Consider the following 20,736-nt stretch of genomic DNA (forward strand, 5'->3'; position numbering starts at 1 on the left):
TGAGGAAACCACGATGACCGATATTGGCAACAGCCGCCCCGGCATCCAGGCCTTCGAGGCCGTGCTGGACAAGCCTGACACCCGCGTGGCCGAGTTCGAGGTGTCGGCGAAATCGCCGCTCCAGAAGCTTCAGCATTTCTTGCATGCCAACCCCACCGCCGTGCCCGCGATCGTGCTTCTGCTCGGTGTCATTGGGTTCAGCCTGATCGTCGGCTCGCGCTTCCTGTCAGCGTTCAATCTGTCGCTGATCATTCAGCAGGTGACGATCATCGGCGTGATCGGGATTGCCCAGACGCTGATCGTGATCACCGCCGGCATCGACCTCTCTGTCGGGGCGATCATGGTCCTGTGCTCGGTGATCATGGGTAAGCTCGCCGTCATGATGGGGCTGCCGGCGCCGATCGCCCTCGCGGCAGGCATAGCTGCGGGTGCGGGCTGCGGCGCGATCAACGGCGTGCTCGTGACGCGGTTCAGGCTGCCCCCTTTCATCGTCACCCTCGGCACCTGGTCGATCTTCTTCGCACTCAATCTTTGGTACTCGGCCTCGGAAACCATCCGCTCGCAGGAGGTGGCGCGAACCGCCCCGTTCCTGCAATGGCTCGGGACGCCGGTGGATGTGCTCGGCGCCCGCTTCACCTACGGCTCCTTCTTCATGCTGGCGCTGGTCGGGCTGGTCTGGTTCGTGCTCAACCGCACCGCCTTCGGCCGCCATCTCTACGCCGTCGGCGACGACCCCGATGCCGCGCGGCTCTCCGGCATCCGCACGGACCGCATCCTGTTCACCGTCTATGTGCTGGCCGGCGCCATCTGCGCACTCGGCGCTTGGATCCTGATCGGACGGATCGGCTCGATCAGCCCGCAGGCCGGCCAGACGGCCAATCTCGACAGCATTACCGCGGTCGTCGTCGGCGGGGCCAGCCTGTTCGGCGGGCGCGGCTCGATCATCGGCACCCTGATCGGGGCCTTGATCGTCGGCGTGTTCCGCAACGGCCTCGCGCTCTCGGGCGTCGACGTGCTCTGGCAGGAGTTCACCGTCGGGTGGCTGATCATTATTGCGGTCGCCCTCGATCAATGGATCCGGAAGGTGTCGGCATGACCCTCGAGCTCAGAACATCGCAACCGGCCGAGCCGCTCCTCAAGGCCCGCGGTCTCGTCAAGCGCTACGGACGTGTGACTGCGCTGGATCACGCCGATTTCGACCTCTATCCCGGCGAGATCCTTGCCGTTATCGGCGACAACGGCGCCGGCAAGTCATCCCTGATCCGCGCGCTGTCCGGCGCGCTGGTCCCGGATGAAGGCGAGATCAGCCTCAATGGCGAAAGGGTCGCGTTTCGTTCGCCGCTGGAGGCCCAAGCCGCCGGCATCGAAACCGTGCATCAGACACTCGCGCTCTCGCCGAGCCTATCGATCGCCGACAACATGTTTCTCGGCCGCGAACTGCGTCGTCCGGGCGTGCTCGGCTCGGTCTGCCGCATGCTCGACCGCAAGGCCATGCAGCGCATCGCCCGCGACAAGCTGACCGAGCTCGGCCTGCTGACGGTGCAGAACATCAATCAGCGCGTGGAGACCCTCTCGGGCGGCCAACGCCAAGGGGTGGCAGTGGCACGGGCAACGGCCTTCGGCTCGCGCGTGGTCATCATGGACGAGCCGACAGCCGCCCTGGGCGTCAAGGAATCGCGGCGCGTACTCGAACTGATCCTCGATGTCCGCCGGCGCGGCGTGGCGATCGTGCTGATCAGCCACAACATGCCGCATGTCTTCGAGATCGCCGACCGCATCCATATCCATCGTCTCGGCCGTCGCCTGACGGTCATCGATCCCAAGACCCATTCGATGTCGGATGCGGTCTCCTTCATGACAGGGGCAAGAACGCCGATCGAGATGGCGGCCTGAGTTACGCCATCGATTCTCGTATCAGCCCCGTTCTTCCTAGAAGGGCGTTCTAGCCGAGGGTCGGCTCGCAAACCTCACCATCCAGGGCCAGGGAAATCGACCGCCGCTAGTCCGCTTTCAACTTTCCGAGATTGCCCGGCAGGCCGGACACAGGCAGGTCATCTGGGCTGAGATTGCTCCCCGGCTCGGCGTTGGTTTCCGGTCCATGCGCATTCTCGCCTGCATGCTCCTCATCCCATTTGCGCAAGGCTTCTATGAGAATCGCTAGCTCATGCGCCGCGTCGGAGCCTTCTGGCGCGTCGCTCAGCGCGTTGGCCCGCTCGGCCGCCGCTGCATACTCCGTGTGGTTTTGAATAAACATGGTGGACTCCTGACATCGCAGGGGAATTGGTCCCGTTGCATCACTCCGTCATGCTGCAACCGCCTGGCCCGTCTGCCGTTCCATGCCGGGACCACGCGATGGCCATGCACTTCGATCCCTAGGCCCGGTGTCGCATTTCCGCGCGCTCACAGGCTTCGATTCCAGCGAGCCCCTGAAGCGCAAGTAGATCGACAGCGCGACCAGCACCGCGGTCGACCGGGCTGATGTAGCCGATGGTCCGAATGGTGCAGGGCAGCAGGGCATCCGGCTTTCCCGGCGCCAGATCGCCATCATCAGCGCATCGGTCACGAGCCCGGCGGCCATCTCGCACAGCGCGAACGCGTCGACATCGACGACCTCGGCCAGCAATTCCTCGACCGTGGCGAAGCATTCGACGCCGTCGAGGCGTGAATTCCGGCTGGCCACTGCGACGAGCTCGATCTCGGGCGTGGCCGCGTCGCCGGCAAGTGCTGCTCACATGCGATCTTGCCGTGCCCACCTGAGGCGAGACGGATCGGTTCTATAAGCTTGGTCCTGCTCCGGCGGGATTTTCGGCGCCGGACGCAAGGCGCAAGGGCCCAAGGCACCGGCAGGAATCATAAAATCTGCGGGCAAGACTGAGAAAGCGGTTTCTCATCGCGCGGATCTTTGATAAGCCATATGGGAAACCGGTTTCTCAAATTGAGGTCGGGCGTGCCAAGCGCGGTGTCGGGCGAGCGAGTGACGATCTACGACGTGGCGCAGGCCGCGCGCGTCAGCACCGCTACGGCCTCGAAAGCGCTCAACGACACGGGGCGCGTTTCGCTTGAGACGCGCGACCGCATCAAGCGGGTCGCGCGGGAGCTCGGCTTCCGGCCGAACTCCCTCGCGCGCAGCCTGACTCGCAAGCGCAGCTTTACGGTCGGCTTGCTGACGAACGACACCTATGGCCGCTTCACTCTGCCGCTGATGGCCGGAATCTCGGAAGGGTTGATCGACCACGGTGTGTCGGTCTTTCTGTGCGCCATTGGCGACAATCCCGACCTGGCCAGAATCCATGTCGATGCGATGCTCGACAAGCAGGTCGACGGCATCATCGCGACCGGCAAGCGCATCGACAGGCCGTTGCCTGTGGATCTCGCCCATCTGTCCGTGCCCGTCGTCTATGCGCTGATGGCCGGCCCGCGCGATGGCATAACGCTGGTCCCGGACGACCGCCAGGGCGCGGGAGACGCGGTGCGCCATCTCCTGGCCCAAGGGCGGCAGCGCATCGTCCATGTCACCGGACCGTCAGAATTCGACGTCGTGCATGAACGGGCGCTGGCCTGCAAGCAGGCGCTCGTCGAGGCAGGGGTCTCGGCCGAGGACAATGTCCTGTTCGGCTCTTGGTCCGAGCACTGGGGTCATCAGGCGGTCGATGTCCTGTGGTCCGGCGCCGAGAAGCCGGACGGCATCTTCTGCGGCAATGACCAGATTGCACGGGGAGTGGTGGACGCGCTGCGCGAGCGCGGGGTGAACGTGCCCGGCGACGTCTCGGTGGTCGGCTTCGACAATTGGGAGATCGTAGCCAAGGAGACGCGCCCGCCGCTTACGACTGTCGATATGAATCTGAAAGAACTGGGCCGGCAGGCCGGGCTGGCATTGGTGCGGCTTGTCAATGGCGAGGCGGTCGAAACGGGAGTCTGGAAGCTGCCCTGCAGCCTGATCATACGCTCGTCTTAGCGAGCCCCATACGCGAACAAAAACGGCCACAAAAACCAGGGCCGCAACCGGAGGAGACGCAGATGAAGGGATTCAAGGCAGCCTTGCTCGCCCTCGTTGCCGTGCAGGCATCGGCCGGCGCAGCCCTGGCACAGCAGAAACTGACGATGTGGTCGCGCTCGAGCAGCGAGGCCTTCATGCCTTCGCTGGTGAAGGCGTTCAACGCCGCGCACAAGACGCAGATCGAGCTGCAGATCGTACCCAACACCGAGATGGTGCAGAAATACGCGATCTCGGCGGCGGGTGGCTCGGCACCGGACCTGCTCTCGCTCGATCTGGTCTATACGCCGGCCTTCGCCGCGTCCGGGCAGCTCGAGGACCTGACCGACCTGGTCAAGGGCTTCCCCTTCTTCGAGCAGCTCTCCAAGGCTCATCTCGGCGCCGGCACCTATGAGGGCCGCATCTACGGCGTCCCGATGTCGGCCGACGCCTCGGTGATGCTGTGGAACAAGAAACTGTTCAAGCAGGCCGGGCTCGATCCCGACAAGGGGCCGACCAACTGGGCCGAGATCGAGGAGTATGCCGGCAAGGTCAACGCCATCGGCGGTGACATCCGTGGCTTCTATTTTTCCGGCGCCTGCGGCGGCTGCAACGCCTTCACCTTCATGCCACTGGTCTGGGCCTCGGGTGGCGAGATTCTGTCCGACGGCGGCAAGAAGGCGACGCTGAACACGCCGCAGATGCGCGATGCGGTGGCGCTTTATCGCGGACTCGTCGCCAAGGGCTATGTGCCGGAGAGCGCCAAGACCGATCCCGGCTCGAACTTCTTCGGCGGGTTCGCAACCGATCGGATCGGGATGTCGCCGATCGGGGCCTTCGCGATCGGCAACCTCGTCAAGAACTATCCCAAGGTCGAGTTCGGCGTGACCTTCCTGCCCGGCAAGACCGGCGGCAAAGCGTCTTTCGCTGGCGGCGACAATTTTGTTGTCACGGCCGGGCGCAAGAACCTGCCGGCGGTCAAGGAATTCCTGACCTTCGTCTATTCGCCGGAAGGCCAGACCCTGCTCGCCAAGCTCGGCAGCCTGCCGACGCGGGCTGATGTCGCAGCCGAGGCGGTGAAGGATCTCGACCAGCGCTACCTGACCGCGACCGAGGCGATGAAGCTCGGCCGGACGCCATCCTCGCCGGTCTACAACGATATCATCAACAGCAGCACCGGCCCGTGGAAGCAGATGCTCAACGAGGTCTTCTTCGGCAACGATGTCGCGGGTTCGCTCGTCAAGGCCGAGAAGACGATGCAGTCGATCATCGACCAGTCGGGGAAGTAAGCACGCAGCGTTCGCCCGCTTCGTGCGGAAGCCCACCGTCTTCTGGGGCGCTGCGCAGCAGCGAGCCAGGGACTCAGAACCGATGCGCCCGATCGGGAGGCTGCGGATGACGCTCGACTTCAATTCCGATGGCATCGGTTCTGGGTCCCGGGCCCGCGGGCCGTGCCGGAATGACGAAGTGGCAGCCGGAGCCCGCCCTCCCAACCTTGCCGGATCACTCGAGATGACCCCGCCAGTTCCCGCCAAGCCAGGATCCGCTAAACGCCGCGGCGCACGCCTGCGCCGTCAGCAACTGGCCGGGCTGCTGTTCGTCGCGCCGGCTGTGCTGCTGGTTATCGTGTTCTTCCTCGTTCCGCTCGGGATGGCGTTCTGGATGTCGCTGCACAACTGGCCGCTGCTCGGCCGGCCGCGCTTCATCGGCTTCACCAACTATCTCAACCTGGCTAGCGACCAGCGCTTCTGGAACGCGATGCGCTTCACCGGCTACTACACGGTGATCGTCACGATCGCGATCTTTGCGGTCGCCTTCCCGCTGGCGCTCTTCGTCGAGAAGGCGCGGCCGCTGACCAAGCTCTATCGCACTGCGATCTTCCTGCCGGTCGTCGTCGGCTTCGGCTCGGCCAGTCTGCTCTGGGCCTGGCTGATGAATGTCGATGTCGGCCTGTTCTCGCCCCTGGCCTACCGGCTCGGCCTGACCGAGAAGCCGGTCAACCTGCTTGCCTCCTTCGACACCACCTTCTGGTCGATCATCGTCATGGTCGTCTGGAAGACGGCCGGCTTCAACATGATCATCCTGCTGACCGGCTTGCAGGGCATTTCCTCGGAGGTGCAGGAGGCGGCGCGGATGGACGGCGCCTCGCCCTGGCAACGCTTCCGCCGCATCACCCTGCCGCTTATGCGGCGGACCATCGCCCTGGCTCTGATCCTCTCGGTCGCCGGCTCGGTGCTCGCCTTCGACCAGTTCTACATCATCGCCGATGGCGGGCCGCAGAACAGCACGGTCACCGCTGTCTACTGGATCTTCAGCCAGTCCTTCGTCTCCTTTCGCCTCGGCTACGGCGCGGCGATGTCGATGGTGCTGCTGGTGATCCTGGTCACGATCAGCGTGGTGCAACTGCGCCTGCTGCGCACGCCGGAGGGCGCGTGATGTCAAACCGCAAGTCAGCCACAGCGCGTCGCCGCCTCTTTGCCGCGACGCGCTATCACACGATCGGGCTCTTCATCTCGCTGCTGTTCGTTGCGCCGATCGCCTGGAGCGCGCTGGTGTCGTTCAAGCCATCGGCCGAAGCCGCGCGTCCGCCGCTGCCACCCTGGCCTGTGGAAGGGTTCAGCACCCAGAGCTACGAAAACCTGCAGAAATATGGCGTCGGCATCTGGACCTATGCCGGCAACAGCCTGACCGTCGCCGCTGCGACCGTGGCCGTCACGGTCGTTATCAGCCTGTTGGCGGGATACGGCTTCTCGCGCTTCAAGTTCCCGCTGAAGAACGTGCTGTTCGTGCTGATCATCTCGACGGTGATGATCCCGTTCCAGTCGATCCTGACGCCGCTATTCCTGATCCTGACCAAGCTCGGCCTGCAGAACACGCTGCCCGGCATCGTCCTGATCTATGTGACGCTGCATCTGCCCTTCTCGATCTTCATGATGCGCAACGCCTTCGACGCCGTGCCGAAGGAGATCGAGGATGCGGCCCGCGTCGACGGCGCCTCGGTCTTCCTGATGTTGCGCCGGGTGATGCTGCCGCTGGTGCTGCCGGGCGTCGCGACGGTCGCGATCTTTGCCTTCCTGGCCTCCTGGAACGAGTTCCTGGCGGCGCTGATCCTGCTGACGGACCAGAAGAAGTACACCCTGCCGGTGATGATGGCCGCGGTCCGCTCCGGCCAGTTCGGCACCATCGACTGGGGCGCAGTGCAGTCCGGCGTGATGCTGATGATGGCGCCGTGCCTCGCGCTCTTCCTGCTGCTGCAGCGCTACTACATCCGCGGGCTGACCGCGGGCGCCGTCAAGTGAACCTTCCCGACAACCAAGCGGTGACAGCATGACCTCTCACGATCAGCCCCGGGCCAGCGGCTACAGGCCACCAGCCGTGCCCGACGTCGACGTTCGCGGCTTCTGGGGCGAGCGCATCGACGCTGTCGCCGACAGGACGGCGATGATCCTCTATGACCGCTGCGTCGCGGCCGGCATGTTCGACCAGATCGATCCGGCCCGGCCGGTGCCGCCGGTGAAGATGCCCTGGCACATGCGTGCCGATGGCACGCCCGACACTGTGAATGTCCAGATGTTCTGGGATTCGGACGTCGCCAAGGTGATCGAGACGGCAGCCTATGCGCTCTACCGCAAGCCTAACGCCGATCTCGAGGCGAAGATGGACGCGATCATCGAGATGTTCGCGGGCCTCCAGCAGCCGGACGGCTACATGAACTCCTGGTTCGTCCGGATGCAGCCGGGCCATCGCTGGACCAATCTGCGCGACTGCCATGAGCTCTATTGCGCCGGGCATTTGATGGAGGCGGCCGTGGCCTATTTCCACGCCACCGGCAAGCGCAAGCTGCTCGATGTGATGTGCCGCTATGCCGACCATATCGACGAGACCTTCGGGCCGAAGCCTGGCCAGAAGCCGGGCTATTGCGGGCATGAGGAGATCGAGCTCGCGCTGATCCGGCTCGGTCGCGCCACCGGCGAGCAGCGCTATCTCGACCTCGCCCGCTATTTCATCGAGCAGCGCGGCCAGCAGCCGCACTACTTCGACGTCGAGGCGGCGGCACGCGGCGTCGATCCGGCGCAGTGGCGCCACAAGACCTACACCTACAACCAGTCGCATCTGCCGGTGCGCGAGCAGGGCAAGGTCGTCGGCCATGCAGTGCGGGCGATGTATCTCTATTCCGGGATGGCCGATGTCGCGACCGAGTTCGGTGACGACAGCCTGACCGACGCGCTGAACCGGCTCTGGGAGGACCTGACCTCAAAGCAGATGTATGTCACCGGCGGCATCGGCCCGGCGGCCAGCAATGAAGGCTTTACCGACTATTACGACCTGCCCAATGAGAGCGCCTATGCCGAGACCTGCGCGGCGGTGGCGCTGATGATGTGGGCGAGCCGCATGCTCGGGCGGGGGCCGGACCGACGCTATGCCGACATCATGGAGCAGGCGCTCTACAATGGCGCTCTTTCGGGGCTCTCGATCGACGGCTCGCGCTTCTTCTACGACAACCCGCTGGAGAGCCGCGGCTGCCACCATCGCTGGAGCTGGCATCGCTGCCCATGCTGCCCGCCCAACATCGCCCGCACGGTGACCGCGATCGGCAGCTATATGTACGGCATCTCGGCGGACGGCATCGCCGTACACCTCTACGGCGCCAGCACGGCGCGCCTCAGCGCCGGCGCAACCGCGGTGACGCTGAGGCAGGAAACGGACTATCCGGCTGACGGCCGGGTCGACGTCACCATCGGGCTGGACCGGCCGGCGCGCTTCACCCTGTCGCTGAGAATGCCGGGCTGGTGCGGCCAGGCCGCCGTCACGCTGAACGGCGAGGCTGTGCCAATGGTGGAGAACGGCGACGGCTATCTGCATCTCGCCCGGGAATGGAAGGATGGCGACACTATCGCGCTCGACCTGCCGATGCCGGTGCGCGCGCTTCATGCCCACCCAGCGGTGAAGGCCGATCTCGGCCGTGTCGCGATCGCGCGTGGGCCGCTGATCTATTGCGCCGAGGAGGTCGACAATGCAGCCGACCTCAACGCCCTGATCGTGCCGGAAGACCTTTCGGCCGCGAAGACGGTTCCGGTGCCCGATCTCGGCGGGGCGGTGGCGATCGACCTGCCGGTGCGGCGCGAGCAGTGGCCGCAGCGGGAGGGTCGGCTCTACGATGACCATCCGCCGGAATATGCCACGATGACGGCGCGTCTCATACCCTATCACCTCTGGGATAATCGCGAACCCGGCGAGATGCTGGTCTGGATCAGGGGCGGCCGATGAGCGCGCAGCACAACTCGGCACAGCCAAAAGCCACCATCGAGCTCAAGGGCGTGCGCAAGAGCTTCGGCTCGGTCGACGTCATCCATGACCTCGATCTCAAGGTCGAAGGCGGCGAGTTCGTCGTCTTCGTCGGCCCGTCCGGCTGCGGGAAGTCGACCCTGCTGCGTATGATTGCCGGGCTGGAGGAGGTAACGGACGGCGACATCCTGATCGCCGGTCGGGACGTCACCGATCTCGACCCGGCCAAGCGCGGCATCGCCATGGTCTTCCAATCCTACGCGCTCTACCCGCATATGAGCGTGCGCGAGAACCTCGCTTTCGGCCTGGAGATTGCCCGAACGCCGGCGGCGGAGATCCGGCGGCAGGTCGAGGCGGCGGCCGGGATTCTCAAGATCGGACCATTGCTGGACCGCCGGCCCGGTCAGCTCTCGGGCGGTCAGAGGCAACGCGTCGCGATCGGGCGCGCAATCGTACGCAAGCCGCTGGTCTTCCTGTTCGACGAACCGCTGAGCAATCTCGATGCCGAGTTGCGCGTCAGCATGCGCGTCGAGATCGCGCGGCTCCATCGCGAGCTCGGCAATACGATGATCTATGTCACCCACGATCAGACCGAGGCGATGACGCTGGCCGACCGCATCGTGGTGCTGCGTGACGGCAGGATCGAGCAGGTCGGCTCGCCCCGGGAGGTTTACGAGAACCCCGCCAATCTCTTCGTCGCCGGCTTTATCGGCTCGCCGCGCATGAACATCATCGACGGAACCTGCCTGACGGCGACCCGCATCAGCATCGCAGGGACAGAGATCGAGCTCGATCGGCCCATGCCTGCCAGGTCGCAGGAAGCAATCAAGCTCGGCATCCGCCCCGAGCACTGGTCGATCACGGACAGGCAGGACAATGCGCTGCCGGCGCAGGTCGAGTTCGCCGAATATCTCGGCAGCACGCGATACGTGCATTGCAAGCTCGCCAACGGAGACCTCGTCACGATCGAGCAGCGTGGTGGACGGGATGCCAAGCCGGGCGAAGACCTATGGCTGAACTGCCACCGGCAGGCGCTGAAGATCTTCTCCATGTCCGGAGAGGCAAGGTGAGCGGGCCACGGCTGAGACCCTGATGGCGCCCCCAAGGCGCGCCGCCAGAACCTGAGACTGTGCCCTCTCGCTCTTGGGGATGACGACCGTCAGCACGCCATTCTTGAAGCGGGCATCAATCTTGTCCTGCTCGACCTCGTAGCCGAGAGGGATACGACGCTCGAAGCGACCGTAGTACTGCTCCGAAAACTGTCTCTCCTTGTCTTCACGATCGGCTCGCTTCTCGCCTCTGGGGGACCGCGCGATGAAGCGCAAAGACGCGATTGGGCCGATCATTGCGATAAAGCGTGGGGACCCGGTGGCCGTTGTCGCGACCCCAGGGGATCAGATCTCGAACGCGCATAGCAGTCCTCCTTGCGTTCAAATGCAGGATGCGCTTGCGACGCCGGGCGCCTCGCCCGGCGTCTAGGTCGGACTTCAGGCAGCCTCTGCTCAGGCTGCGCGCTTCTCGGTATCGATCTGCGGCCGATCGGCTTTCGGCAGTGCGGCGCCGGTAGCGATCTCGATCCGGCGCGGCTTCATCTCTTCCGGCAGCTCGCGCTTCAGATCGACCGTCAGCAGACCGTTCTCGAGGTCGGCGGCCACGACCTTCACATGGTCCGCGAGCTCGAAGCGGCGCTGGAAGGCTCGCTCGGCGATGCCGTGGTGGAGATATCGGCCATTGTCCTGGCCGGCCTGCTGCCCCGACACCATCAGCAGGTTCGGCTCGTGCGTGATCGTCAGCTCGTCCCGTGCAAAGCCGGCCACGGCCATCGTGATGCGATAGTCGTCGTCACCAGTCTTGACGATGTCGTAGGGCGGCCAGTTGCCGGCCGAATCCTGCCGGTTAGCAGCTTCGAGCGCATGGAATAAGCGGTCGAAGCCAATACTCGACCGATACAGGGGAGAAAAATCGAAGACGGTTCTCATAACCACATCCTCCATTGAGCAACATGGGTACAAGTCGGTCATCCCGAGGTCTAACCGACGCCGGCTTGACCGGCCGATCCCGCAAAAGGCGATCGGCAACAATCGATTTGGATCGGGGGTGGTGTAAATTTTTGAGAGACCCGTTTGGTGCCTCACAAAAGGCGCTGGCGACGACGCTTCCCGATTGAACCGGCACCGTTGAAGCCAGAGCTGCCCCGCCGAAAGCTAGGCGGGGCTCAGGTCATGTCACGATGATCGCGAGGATGAACCCGCTCGCGCCTGCGAGCATCGCCAGTGCGGTCAGGCGAGCCAGCCCTGCCTTGTCGAGAGGCCGCCTGCGCTGGAGGAATTCGACGGCGGACACGTGCACCTCCATGCTTACAGGGCCAGGAGGTCGCTGGGCGTCGCGTATCTGCTCGCCCTGTCGAACCGCCTGCCACTCTCGCCGCGATCGAGCAATGCGAGCGCGTCCATGACATCGTCGAAGCCGATCGGGTGAGAGGCAAAAGGTGGGTGTCGCAAGGCGGGGCATGAGTCCACGGCACAGGCGTCGGATGCCCACGACGACAGGATCGCCCGCTTTTCCGTGTTGGGAAGCGAAATGTCGCGCAGGATATCACGCGGATGCTCGTAGAACCGGCTCGGGTGCAGTAGCCGGTCAATTGCAGTGTCGTCCGCATCCGTGCGAGCGGGCGGCACGAGCGCGGTCAATGGCTGGTTCATCGGTGGGTCCTCCAAAAAGCTCCTTTCAGTTGCTGCGCGAGGCGCGCGGGATGAATTTGGGTCCCGGACGGTGAGCTTCAAGAGGTTCGAGCGCCGAAGCGATTTCCTCCTTACTGCAGCCGGAACTCACCGCTCACCACGCTGAGATCGGCGGGGCCGATGAGGTCCTTGTGGGTGACGGTGATGCGGAACAGCTTGCCGTCGAGCTTGGCCTGCCAGAAGGCGAGGAACTTGTTGAGCTCGGGGAAGCGCGGGGCGAGATCATAGTCCTGCCAGATGAATTCCTGCAGGATCGAAGGGTGGTCGGGCAGGCGATAGAGGATGCCGGCGGTGGTCAGGCCATAGCCCGCGATCTGGCGGGCGAAGTCGGTGGAAGCCATTCCTTTCAGCTCCATGGTTGCGTTGCTCATGGCAGCGCAAATCCAATGCGTCCGCAAGCCGAAAAATTCCAGCTAGCTCCACGAATTCAAGGCGTTAGCACTCGATTGAAAAAAGTGCTGCCAGCCTCTTGAAGGCAAAAATCGGGCAACCTAGATCATCGCGCGGGCACGGCGCCTCAGGGGCGCGCGGAACGTCGCCGCGAGACCCGTACAGGGCCGGCCCGCTTTGACATGTGACCGACATGGAAACTGGAGGAAACTCATGAAGTTTCGGCCACTGCATGACCGCGTCGTCGTGAAGCGCATCGACGCCGAGGAGAAGACCAAAGGCGGGATCATTATCCCCGACACCGCCAAGGAAAAGCCGCAGGAGGGCGAGGTCGTCGCGGTCGGCGCCGGCGCGCGCGACGAGACCGGCAAGCTTGTGCCGCTCGACGTCAAGGTCGGCGACCGCGTGCTCTTCGGCAAATGGAGCGGCACCGAGGTCAAGATCGATGGCCAGGATCTCCTGATCATGAAGGAGTCCGACATCATGGGCGTCGTCGAGACGACCGCGACCCTCAAGAAGGCCGCCTGAAGGGGCCTCATCTCGCATCACCAACCTGAAACCTCAAGTCTGAAGGAGTGAGGAATCATGGCTGCGAAGGACGTGAAGTTTTCGCAGGACGCGCGCGAGCGGATGCTGCGCGGCGTCGATACGCTCGCAAATGCCGTGAAGGTCACGCTGGGTCCGAAGGGCCGCAACGTCGTGATCGAGAAGTCGTTCGGCGCTCCGCGCATCACCAAGGACGGCGTCACTGTCGCCAAGGAGATCGAGCTCGCCGACAAGTTCGAGAACATGGGCGCCCAGATGGTGCGTGAGGTGGCGTCGAAGCAGAACGACGCCGCTGGCGACGGCACCACGACCGCGACCGTGCTCGCCCAGGCGATCGTGCGCGAAGGCGCCAAGGCGGTGGCCGCCGGCATCAACCCGATGGACCTGAAGCGCGGCATCGACCTCGCGGTCGAGGCCGTGACGAAGTCGCTCGGCGAGCATTCCAAGACGATCACCGGCTCGGAGGAGGTCGCCCAGGTCGGCACCATCTCCGCCAATGGCGACCGCACCATCGGCGCGATGATCGCCGAGGCGATGCAGAAGGTCGGCAAGGAGGGCGTCATCACCGTCGAGGAAGCCAAGACCGCCGAAACCGAGCTCGACGTCGTCGAGGGCATGCAGTTCGACCGTGGCTACCTCTCGCCCTACTTCATCACCAATGCCGAGAAGATGGTCGCCGAGCTCGAGGACCCCTACATCCTCATCCACGAGAAGAAGCTCTCGGGTCTCCAGACGATGCTGCCGCTGCTGGAAGCGGTCGTGCAGACCGGCAAGCCGCTGCTGATCGTGGCGGAGGACGTGGAAGGCGAGGCCCTCGCCACCCTCGTCGTCAACAAGCTCCGCGGCGGCCTCAAGATCGCGGCCGTCAAGGCGCCCGGCTTCGGCGACCGCCGCAAGGCCATGCTCGAGGATATTGCCATCCTGACCGGCGGAACCGCCGTGAGCGAGGACCTCGGCATCAAGCTGGAGAACGTCACGCTCCAGATGCTCGGCCGCGCCAAGAAGGTGCGCATCGAGAAGGAGAACACCACGATCGTCGACGGAGCGGGCAAGAAGACCGAGATCGAGGCCCGCGTGGCCCAGATCAAGGCGCAGATCGAGGAGACGACCTCGGACTACGACCGCGAGAAGCTCCAGGAGCGTCTGGCCAAGCTCGCCGGCGGCGTCGCGGTCATCCGCGTCGGCGGCGCGACCGAAGTCGAGGTCAAGGAGAAGAAGGACCGCGTCGACGATGCCCTGAACGCCACCCGCGCTGCGGTGGAAGAAGGCATCCTCCCCGGCGGCGGCGTCGCGCTGCTGCGCGCCGTCAAGGCGCTGGAAGGCCTTAAGGCCGGCAATGACGACCAGAAGACGGGCATCGAGATTGTCCGCAAGGCGATCACCGCGCCCGCCCGCCAGATCGTCGAGAATGCCGGCGGCGATGGCGCGGTCGTGGTCGGAAAGCTCCTGGAGTCGTCCGACTACGCCTGGGGCTACGATGCCCAGACCGGCGAGTACGGCGATCTGGTCAAGGCCGGCATCATCGACCCGACCAAGGTCGTGCGCACGGCGATCCAGGACGCGGCTTCGGTCGCCGGCCTGCTGATCACCACCGAGGCGATGGTCGCCGAGCTCCCGAAGAAGGAAGCCGCTCCGGCGATGCCGGCCGGCGGCATGGACTACTGATGCAACCCGGGCGCCGCGGCTACGCGGCGCCCACGACTCCGCATCGGCGCCTCTATGCTTCGAAAGTTCGCAGGATATGCCCTTCTCATCGCTGAGCGATCCGATCGATCTGGCGCGCGCGCAGGCAGCCCTTGAAACGGCATGGGCGCAGATCAAGCCTGCGCGTCCTGCGGACACCCATGAGCGCGAGCGGACCCGCCTCGCTCACCTCGTCACGGCACTTGCGAGCCTCGCCGAGGACGAGGAGGATTTGGCGCTACGCGCCGTCGAGCGTTATCGCTCCCAGTCCTGAACTCTTTTGCTATTGCTATCCTCCTTCTTCTTGAAGATTTGCCCGGACACGAAACGATGACAACCGCGACCGCTGAGCAGCGCAGCTTCGAAGCCGACGTTTCCCGCCTCCTGCACATGATGGTGCACTCGGTCTATTCCGACCGGGACGTGTTCCTGCGCGAGCTGATCTCGAACGCCGCCGACGCCTGCGAGAAGCTGCGCTACGAGGCTATCGCGCAACCCGAGCTGCTCGGCGAGGAGCCGAAGCTCGCGATCACCATCGAGGCGGATGCCGAGGCGGGCCGGCTCGTCATCGCGGATAACGGCATCGGCATGAGCCGCGACGAGATGGTCGAGGCGCTCGGCACCATTGCCCGTTCCGGCACGCGCAGCTTCATGGAGCGGATCACGGCCGCCGACGGCAAGGACGGCGCCCAGCTGATTGGCCAGTTCGGCGTCGGCTTCTATTCCGCGTTCATGGTCGCCGCCGAGGTCGAGGTCGTCAGCCGCCGCGCCGGCAGCGACGAGGCCTGGGCCTGGTCCTCGGATGGCAAGGGCGAATTCACGGTGGCGCCTGTTGCCTTGGCAGACGCGCCCGTGCGCGGGACGCGGGTGACGCTCCGCTTGATGGACGATGCCAAGACCTATGCCGAGCGTCGGACCCTGGAGCGCATCGTCAAGGAGCAGTCCGGCCATGTGCCGGTGTCGATCGCGCTGGTCGAGAAGCCGGGAGCGGAGCCGGCCACGCTCGCCGACGGCGCCGCACTCTGGACAAGGCCGAAGAGCGAGATCTCGAAGGACGAATACGCCGATTTCTATCGCAGCGTCGCCGGGCAGTATGACGAGCCGGCCGCGACGATCCATTTCCGTGCCGAGGGCCGGCACGAGTACACCGCGCTCGTCTTCGTGCCGGGCGCGCGCCCGTTCGATCTTTTCGATGCCGACCGCAAGGGTCGGATCAAGCTCTATGTGAAGCGCGTCTTCATCACCGACGAAGCCGAATTGATGCCGCGCTATCTGCGCTTCGTCCGCGGCATCGTCGACACCGCCGACCTGCCGCTGAATGTCTCCCGCGAGATGATCCAGAACAGCCCGCTGCTCGGTGCGATCAAGAAGGGCGTCACCAGCCGCATCCTCTCCGATCTCGCGAAGCTGGCCGGACAGGATGCCGAGGTTTTCGCCAGGATCTGGGAGAACTTCGGCGCGGTCATCAAGGAAGGGCTCTACGAGGATTTCGAGCGCCGCGCGCAGCTTCTCGATCTCTCCCGCTTCCGGACGACCGCGTCCGGCGAGGGCTGGAGGAGCCTGAAGGACTATGTCGGCGCCCTCAAGGAAAACCAGACCGCGATCTACTATATCGTCGGCGACGATGCCGGCCGGATTGCCAACTCGCCACAGCTAGAAGGCTTCCGGGCGCGCGGCATCGAGGTGCTGCTGCTGTCCGATCCGGTCGACAGCTTCTGGGTCTCGGCCGCGCCCGACTTCGAGGGCAAGCCGTTCAAGTCGGTGACGCAGGGTGCCGCCGATCTCGGCCTTGTCCCGCTGCTCGACGGCGCGGCGGCGCCTTCCGCCGAGACGAGCGAGCAGGTCGGCGCTCTGCTCGCGTCGATGAAGGAAGCCCTGGCGGACGAGGTCGCCGATGTCAGGGCCTCGGATCGGCTCACTGAGAGCGCCGTGTGCCTCGTGGCGTCCGACCAGGGACCCGATCGCCAGTTCGAGCGCCTGCTTAATGCTGCCGGCCGGATCGACAGCGCGGCCAAGCCGATTCTGGAGGTCAACCCGCGTCATGCGGTAGTCGCGGCTCTCGCCGCCGTCGAAGACGGCGCGCTGCGCAGCGACGTCGCGCATCTTCTACTGGATACCGCTCGCGTCTTGGATGGGGAGCGCCCGGCAAACGCCAATGCATTCGCCGAAAGGCTGAACCGGCTGGTGACGAGAAGCATCGGCGAAGGCTGAGCCTGCAAAGCCCAGCCGGTGCGTGGTAGCTGTCAACTTGCCGGGTAAAACTGCTCGCTCCCTCGGCTTTGAATGTCCGGTTCCAAGCCGCTTCTGAATGTCCGGATGTGGCGCGGTGCTACCGATCATGTCAGGCAAATCGAGTGTCCCGAGAAGTCGTTCGGCGCCGCGACGGCGGCGGCGATGCGGGCTGCAGCGAGCCACGTGACCGAAGACGTCATCCCGATTCCGGCCACTGGATCATGGCAGAGAAACCGGCTGCCACGGTGGCCACGATCCGCGCCTTCCTCGACTAGGGACGATAGTCGTGCCTCGTCCGAGGCGGATTGACGGGACTGCCTCGGGAGGCTGGGACGCCAATCCCGCGCCATGAGCGCTGGGGTCGGCGTCCGCTATCGGACGGGGCGCCAAAGTCGGCGAATGGCGCGAATTGCCCCAAATTGACGCTGGTCGCATCACTCGATACGCCTTTTGACAATTCCAAGCGCCTTCATTCTCGACGCGAGTGTAGTAGGCCGTAGCCCCAAAAGCTCGGCAGCCCCGAGCTTTCCGCTAACCTGCCAACCCGTCATGCTCAACGCAGTCAAGATGGCTTGCCGATCGCGGTGCACACGCTCGGCCTCGGTCATGATCAAGGTGTTCGTGGAGGCTTCGGCTGGAACCAGGGGCGATCGCGGTTTAGAAGAAGGGAGATCGATCACAAGGCGGCCATTGCGTGCCAGAATGGTCGCGCGCTCGATGATATTCTGCAGTTCGCGAACATTGCCGGGCCAGCCATAGGCCAGCAGTCGGGCGACATCTCCCTCGCTCAACGTCAGGCCTTCGACCTTCAGTTTGCGTCGTGCGCCTTCAAGGAAATGCATGGCCAGGAGCGGGATGTCGTCCGGCCTGTCACGCAGCGGGGTCGAGGCGATCGGAAAGACGTCGAGACGGAAATACAGGTCCTCTCGGAAACGACGGGCATCGACCTCTCGCCGCAGATCCTTGTTGGTCGCCGCGATGATGCGGACATCGACCCGCCTCGTCCGCTCTTCTCCGACACGTTCGAACTGTCCCTCCTGCAGGATGCGCAGCAACTTGCCCTGCAGTTCGATCGGGATCTCGCCAACCTCGTCCAGGAACAGCGTGCCGCCATCGGCCAGCTCGAACCGCCCGACCCGGTCCCGCAGGGCGCCGGTAAAGGCGCCTTTGGCATGGCCGAAGAACTCGCTCTCGAACAGCTCTCGCGGGATCGCGGCACAATTGACGCGGATGAGGGGCCTCGCGCTGCGTCGGCTCGCCTCGTGGATGGCATTGGCGATCAGCTCTTTCCCGGTGCCGGATTCGCCCGTGATCAGCACGGCCGCATCCGTCTTGGCGACGAGCTCGACCTGGCTGAGCACGCGCCGGATCGCGGCCGAGCGGCCGATGACGCCGCCATGGTTGCGCTCGATGCGCATCTCCTCCTGCAGATAGGCGTTTTCATGCTGCAGCCTTTCGCGCAGCGTATCCACCTCGGCCAGGGCTGCGCGCAGCCGCTCGTCGGCGGCATGGCGCTCGCTGACGTCGCGGAAAATGATCACGGCCCCGACGAGGCGGCCGCGGTCGCGGATCGGGGTCGAGGTGTATTCCACCCAGAACCCGGACCCGTCCTTGCGAAAGAACATCTCGTTCTCGACATGGTGGACGGCGCCGTCCCGGAAGGCGGCGTAGATCGGGCATTCTTCATGGGGGTAATGGCTGCCGTCCGGGCGGTGGTGATGCACCATCGCATGCATGTCGCGCCCGACGAGGTCTCCGGTATCCCAGCCGAGCATCTTTTCCGCCGCCGGATTGACGAAAGTGGTCTTTCCATCGGTGCTGACGCCGAAGATCCCTTCGCCCGCCGCGCGCAGGATCAGCTGGTTGCCGCGCTCGATATCCTGAAACAGGCGCTCGCTGCGCAGCCATTCCGACAGCCCGCCGCGCTGATAGGCCTCCGCTTCCGCATCGAGGTCGCGCTTGTGGCGCGCCTCCAGATCGAACAGGGTCAGCAGCATCACCGGCGGAGATGTCCGGGCCAGCATCGTCCCGGCGCATTCCACAGCCAACCGGCGGCCGGATGGATGCGCCGGGACGAGATCGCGCGTCCACCACTGCTTCTGCGCCGATACGGCGTCGCTGAAGACGGTGACCGCCGGCCGCTGATCGACGAAGACATCGAATATGCCGAGGGTGCAGAGCGATGGAACGCTCCGACCCAGCAACTGCGCCGCCCCCCGGTTCGCAGCCAGGATCGCCCCGGAGACGAGATCGATCTGGAGGAGCGCTTCGGGGAAGGTATCGAACACCGGATTCTGCGCCACACTATCCGCTCCGGATTCACGAGATTTCGTCACAGGCGCACGATATTTCGTAATTCACGATATATCGTCAAATCTCATTAGGCTGCAAGCCGCTGATTTCATTGCATCGAGCCTCATGGCCGGAGTTGGCCCGAAGGTTGCTGGATCGACACTGAAGATCCAATCCAGCCGGAGGGCATGCAGATGGCTTTGTTCAAGGACGCTTTCGACGCGACGCGCCGACTGGTCCGCGGCTGCGCCTGCGGGCGGCATGACAGCGAGGCGGCTCACAATCAGGCGATGCGCGCCGAGACTGTCGCCGCGCCTTCGGAAGAGACGACCTATCGCCGCGTCGTCGAGAACGCGCTGATGAGAGCGGTTTTCCCGCAGGACGAGGCTAGAAGGCTGTTCATCAAGACGCTGGGCGCCTCCACCGCCGCCGCCGCGATCGCCTCCGTCTTTCCGATCGGGTTCGCCACGGAGGCGCTCGCTCAGACCGGCGGCATCGAAAAGAAGGACCTCAAGGTCGGGTTCATTCCGATCACCTGCGCGACCCCGATCATCATGGCCTCGCCGATGGGCTTCTACGCCAAGCACGGGCTGAACGTCGAGGTCATCAAGACCGCCGGATGGGCCGTCATCCGCGACAAGACCATCAACAAGGAATACGACGCCGCCCATATGCTGGCGCCGATGCCGCTGGCGATCTCGATGGGCGCGGGATCCAATCCGATCCCGTACACGATGCCGGCCGTCGAGAACATCAACGGCCAGGCGATCACGCTATCGATGAAGCACAAGGACAAGCGCGATCCGAAAAGCTGGAAGGGCTTCAAATTCGCGGTGCCCTTCGACTATTCGATGCACAACTACCTGCTCCGCTATTATCTGGCCGAGCATGGGCTCGACCCGGATACCGACGTCCAGATCCGCGCCGTGCCGCCGCCGGAGATGGTCGCCAATCTCCGCGCCGACAACATCGACGGGTTCCTGGGGCCGGACCCCTTCAACCAGCGTGCGGTCTTCGACGGCGTGGGCTTCATCCATCTGCTGACCAAGGAGCTGTGGAACGGCCATCCCTGCTGCGGCTTCGCGGCCAGCCAGGAGTTCGTCACCGGCCAGCCCAACACCTATCGCGCCCTGCTCAAGGCGATCATCGACGCGACCGCCTTCGCCTCCAAGCAGGAGAACCGGAAGTCGATCGCCGAGGCCATCGCGCCGGCGAACTATCTCAACCAGCCGGTGACGGTGCTGGAACAGATCCTCACCGGCACCTATGCGGACGGGCTGGGGCAGGTGAAGCGCGACGCCAACCGCATCGACTTCGATCCGTTTCCCTATGACAGCTTCGCCGTCTGGATGCTGACGCAGATGAAGCGCTGGGGCCAGATCAAGGGCGACGTCGATTATGCCGGCATCGCCTCCAAGGTCTATCTCGCAACCGATACCGCCAAGCTGATGCAGGAGGTCGGGCTGAACCCGCCGGCTCCGGGATCGAAGACCATCGTGATGATGGGCAAGACCTTCGACGCCGCAAAGCCCGAGGACTACCTCAAAAGCTTCCCGATCAAGCGCAGCTGACGCGCTGGTGACGGAGCGGTAG

19 protein-coding genes and 2 pseudogenes are annotated in these 20,736 nt (G+C 64.7%); 13 read left to right on the forward strand and 8 right to left on the reverse strand.

Translation table 11 applies throughout. From position 1 onward, the window contains the following. Nucleotides 1–13 precede the first annotated feature (13 nt). A complete protein-coding gene (locus BMZ21_RS17250; protein ID WP_091836843.1) occupies nucleotides 14–1,096 on the forward strand; it encodes an ABC transporter permease in 1,083 nt (360 codons plus the stop codon). After that, nucleotides 1,072–1,893, forward strand: coding sequence for an ATP-binding cassette domain-containing protein (locus BMZ21_RS17255; protein WP_167561667.1), 822 nt, complete (start codon nucleotides 1,072–1,074; stop codon nucleotides 1,891–1,893). Before BMZ21_RS17250 ends, BMZ21_RS17255 begins: the two co-directional genes overlap by 25 nt. Before the next feature lie 106 nt (nucleotides 1,894–1,999). On the opposite strand, the gene BMZ21_RS17260 is transcribed toward BMZ21_RS17255, so the two are convergent. Both BMZ21_RS17260 and BMZ21_RS31075 read right to left on the reverse strand, forming a co-directional pair. Then, the gene (locus BMZ21_RS17260) at nucleotides 2,000–2,254 is read right to left on the reverse strand and encodes a hypothetical protein (RefSeq protein WP_091836846.1); all 255 of its coding nucleotides are present in this window, start codon (nucleotides 2,252–2,254) and stop codon (nucleotides 2,000–2,002) included. A gap of 123 nt (nucleotides 2,255–2,377) precedes the next feature. After that, nucleotides 2,378–2,470: pseudogene (locus tag BMZ21_RS31075) on the reverse strand (DUF6766 family protein); the annotation flags it as partial. Nucleotides 2,471–2,914: 444 nt separating this feature from the next. Here BMZ21_RS31075 and BMZ21_RS17270 point away from each other — a divergent pair. The 6 genes from BMZ21_RS17270 (at nucleotide 2,915) to BMZ21_RS17295 (ending at nucleotide 10,329) form a co-directional block, all read left to right on the forward strand. Beyond that, nucleotides 2,915–3,955: a LacI family DNA-binding transcriptional regulator gene (locus BMZ21_RS17270; RefSeq protein WP_091836850.1), complete on the forward strand. Its 1,041-nt coding sequence runs from the start codon at nucleotides 2,915–2,917 to the stop codon at nucleotides 3,953–3,955. A gap of 62 nt (nucleotides 3,956–4,017) precedes the next feature. Beyond that, nucleotides 4,018–5,262 (forward strand): ABC transporter substrate-binding protein, encoded by a 1,245-nt coding sequence (locus BMZ21_RS17275; RefSeq protein WP_091836853.1) that lies wholly within the window; start codon nucleotides 4,018–4,020, stop codon nucleotides 5,260–5,262. 223 nt (nucleotides 5,263–5,485) lie between these two features. Then, a complete protein-coding gene (locus BMZ21_RS17280) occupies nucleotides 5,486–6,409 on the forward strand; it encodes a carbohydrate ABC transporter permease (protein ID WP_091836855.1) in 924 nt (307 codons plus the stop codon). Beyond that, a complete protein-coding gene (locus tag BMZ21_RS17285) occupies nucleotides 6,409–7,272 on the forward strand; it encodes a carbohydrate ABC transporter permease (protein ID WP_091836857.1) in 864 nt (287 codons plus the stop codon). Before BMZ21_RS17280 ends, BMZ21_RS17285 begins: the two co-directional genes overlap by 1 nt. Nucleotides 7,273–7,300: 28 nt before the next feature. Further along, the gene (locus BMZ21_RS17290) at nucleotides 7,301–9,241 is read left to right on the forward strand and encodes a glycoside hydrolase family 127 protein (protein ID WP_091836860.1); all 1,941 of its coding nucleotides are present in this window, start codon (nucleotides 7,301–7,303) and stop codon (nucleotides 9,239–9,241) included. Next, nucleotides 9,238–10,329: an ABC transporter ATP-binding protein gene (locus BMZ21_RS17295; protein WP_091836862.1), complete on the forward strand. Its 1,092-nt coding sequence runs from the start codon at nucleotides 9,238–9,240 to the stop codon at nucleotides 10,327–10,329. The genes BMZ21_RS17290 and BMZ21_RS17295 overlap by 4 nt, the downstream gene beginning before the upstream one ends. 48 nt (nucleotides 10,330–10,377) lie before the next feature. Here BMZ21_RS17295 and BMZ21_RS17300 read toward each other — a convergent pair. The 5 genes and pseudogenes from BMZ21_RS17300 to BMZ21_RS17315 all read right to left on the reverse strand — a co-directional run. Next, a pseudogene (locus BMZ21_RS17300) lies at nucleotides 10,378–10,672 on the reverse strand (Hsp20/alpha crystallin family protein); the annotation flags it as partial. 89 nt (nucleotides 10,673–10,761) lie between these two features. Beyond that, on the reverse strand, nucleotides 10,762–11,238 hold the full coding sequence (locus tag BMZ21_RS17305) for an Hsp20 family protein (protein ID WP_091836864.1): 477 nt from the start codon (nucleotides 11,236–11,238) through the stop codon (nucleotides 10,762–10,764). A 241-nt stretch (nucleotides 11,239–11,479) separates the two neighbouring features. Further along, a complete protein-coding gene (locus tag BMZ21_RS31015) occupies nucleotides 11,480–11,602 on the reverse strand; it encodes a hypothetical protein (RefSeq protein WP_280141484.1) in 123 nt (40 codons plus the stop codon). Nucleotides 11,603–11,616: 14 nt separating this feature from the next. Next, complete coding sequence (locus tag BMZ21_RS17310) at nucleotides 11,617–11,961, reverse strand: hypothetical protein (RefSeq protein WP_091836867.1); 345 nt, start codon at nucleotides 11,959–11,961, stop codon at nucleotides 11,617–11,619. Between the two features lie 110 nt (nucleotides 11,962–12,071). After that, nucleotides 12,072–12,341, reverse strand: coding sequence for an usg protein (locus tag BMZ21_RS17315; RefSeq protein ID WP_244543884.1), 270 nt, complete (start codon nucleotides 12,339–12,341; stop codon nucleotides 12,072–12,074). A gap of 262 nt (nucleotides 12,342–12,603) precedes the next feature. Between BMZ21_RS17315 and groES the strand changes: the two genes are divergently transcribed. From groES to htpG, 4 genes are all read left to right on the forward strand, one after another. After that, nucleotides 12,604–12,918 (forward strand): co-chaperone GroES, encoded by a 315-nt coding sequence (groES, locus tag BMZ21_RS17320; RefSeq protein WP_091836872.1) that lies wholly within the window; start codon nucleotides 12,604–12,606, stop codon nucleotides 12,916–12,918. 57 nt (nucleotides 12,919–12,975) lie between these two features. After that, entirely contained in the window at nucleotides 12,976–14,601 is a 1,626-nt protein-coding gene (gene groL, locus BMZ21_RS17325; RefSeq protein WP_091836874.1) for a chaperonin GroEL, read from the forward strand. Between the two features lie 76 nt (nucleotides 14,602–14,677). Beyond that, a complete protein-coding gene (locus tag BMZ21_RS17330; protein WP_091836876.1) occupies nucleotides 14,678–14,893 on the forward strand; it encodes a hypothetical protein in 216 nt (71 codons plus the stop codon). 56 nt (nucleotides 14,894–14,949) lie between these two features. Next, a complete protein-coding gene (htpG, locus tag BMZ21_RS17335) occupies nucleotides 14,950–16,830 on the forward strand; it encodes a molecular chaperone HtpG (protein ID WP_091836878.1) in 1,881 nt (626 codons plus the stop codon). Nucleotides 16,831–17,285: 455 nt separating this feature from the next. Here htpG and BMZ21_RS17340 read toward each other — a convergent pair whose 3' ends face one another. After that, on the reverse strand, nucleotides 17,286–19,154 hold the full coding sequence (locus BMZ21_RS17340; RefSeq protein ID WP_091836881.1) for a sigma 54-interacting transcriptional regulator: 1,869 nt from the start codon (nucleotides 19,152–19,154) through the stop codon (nucleotides 17,286–17,288). 183 nt (nucleotides 19,155–19,337) lie between these two features. On the opposite strand from BMZ21_RS17340, the gene BMZ21_RS17345 reads away from it, so the two are divergent. Continuing rightward, entirely contained in the window at nucleotides 19,338–20,714 is a 1,377-nt protein-coding gene (locus BMZ21_RS17345) for a CmpA/NrtA family ABC transporter substrate-binding protein (protein ID WP_091837150.1), read from the forward strand. Nucleotides 20,715–20,736 lie beyond the last annotated feature (22 nt).

It is taken from the genome of Allobosea lupini (assembly GCF_900109525.1).
In the GTDB taxonomy this organism is placed as follows: Bacteria; Pseudomonadota; Alphaproteobacteria; order Rhizobiales; family Beijerinckiaceae; genus Allobosea; species Allobosea lupini.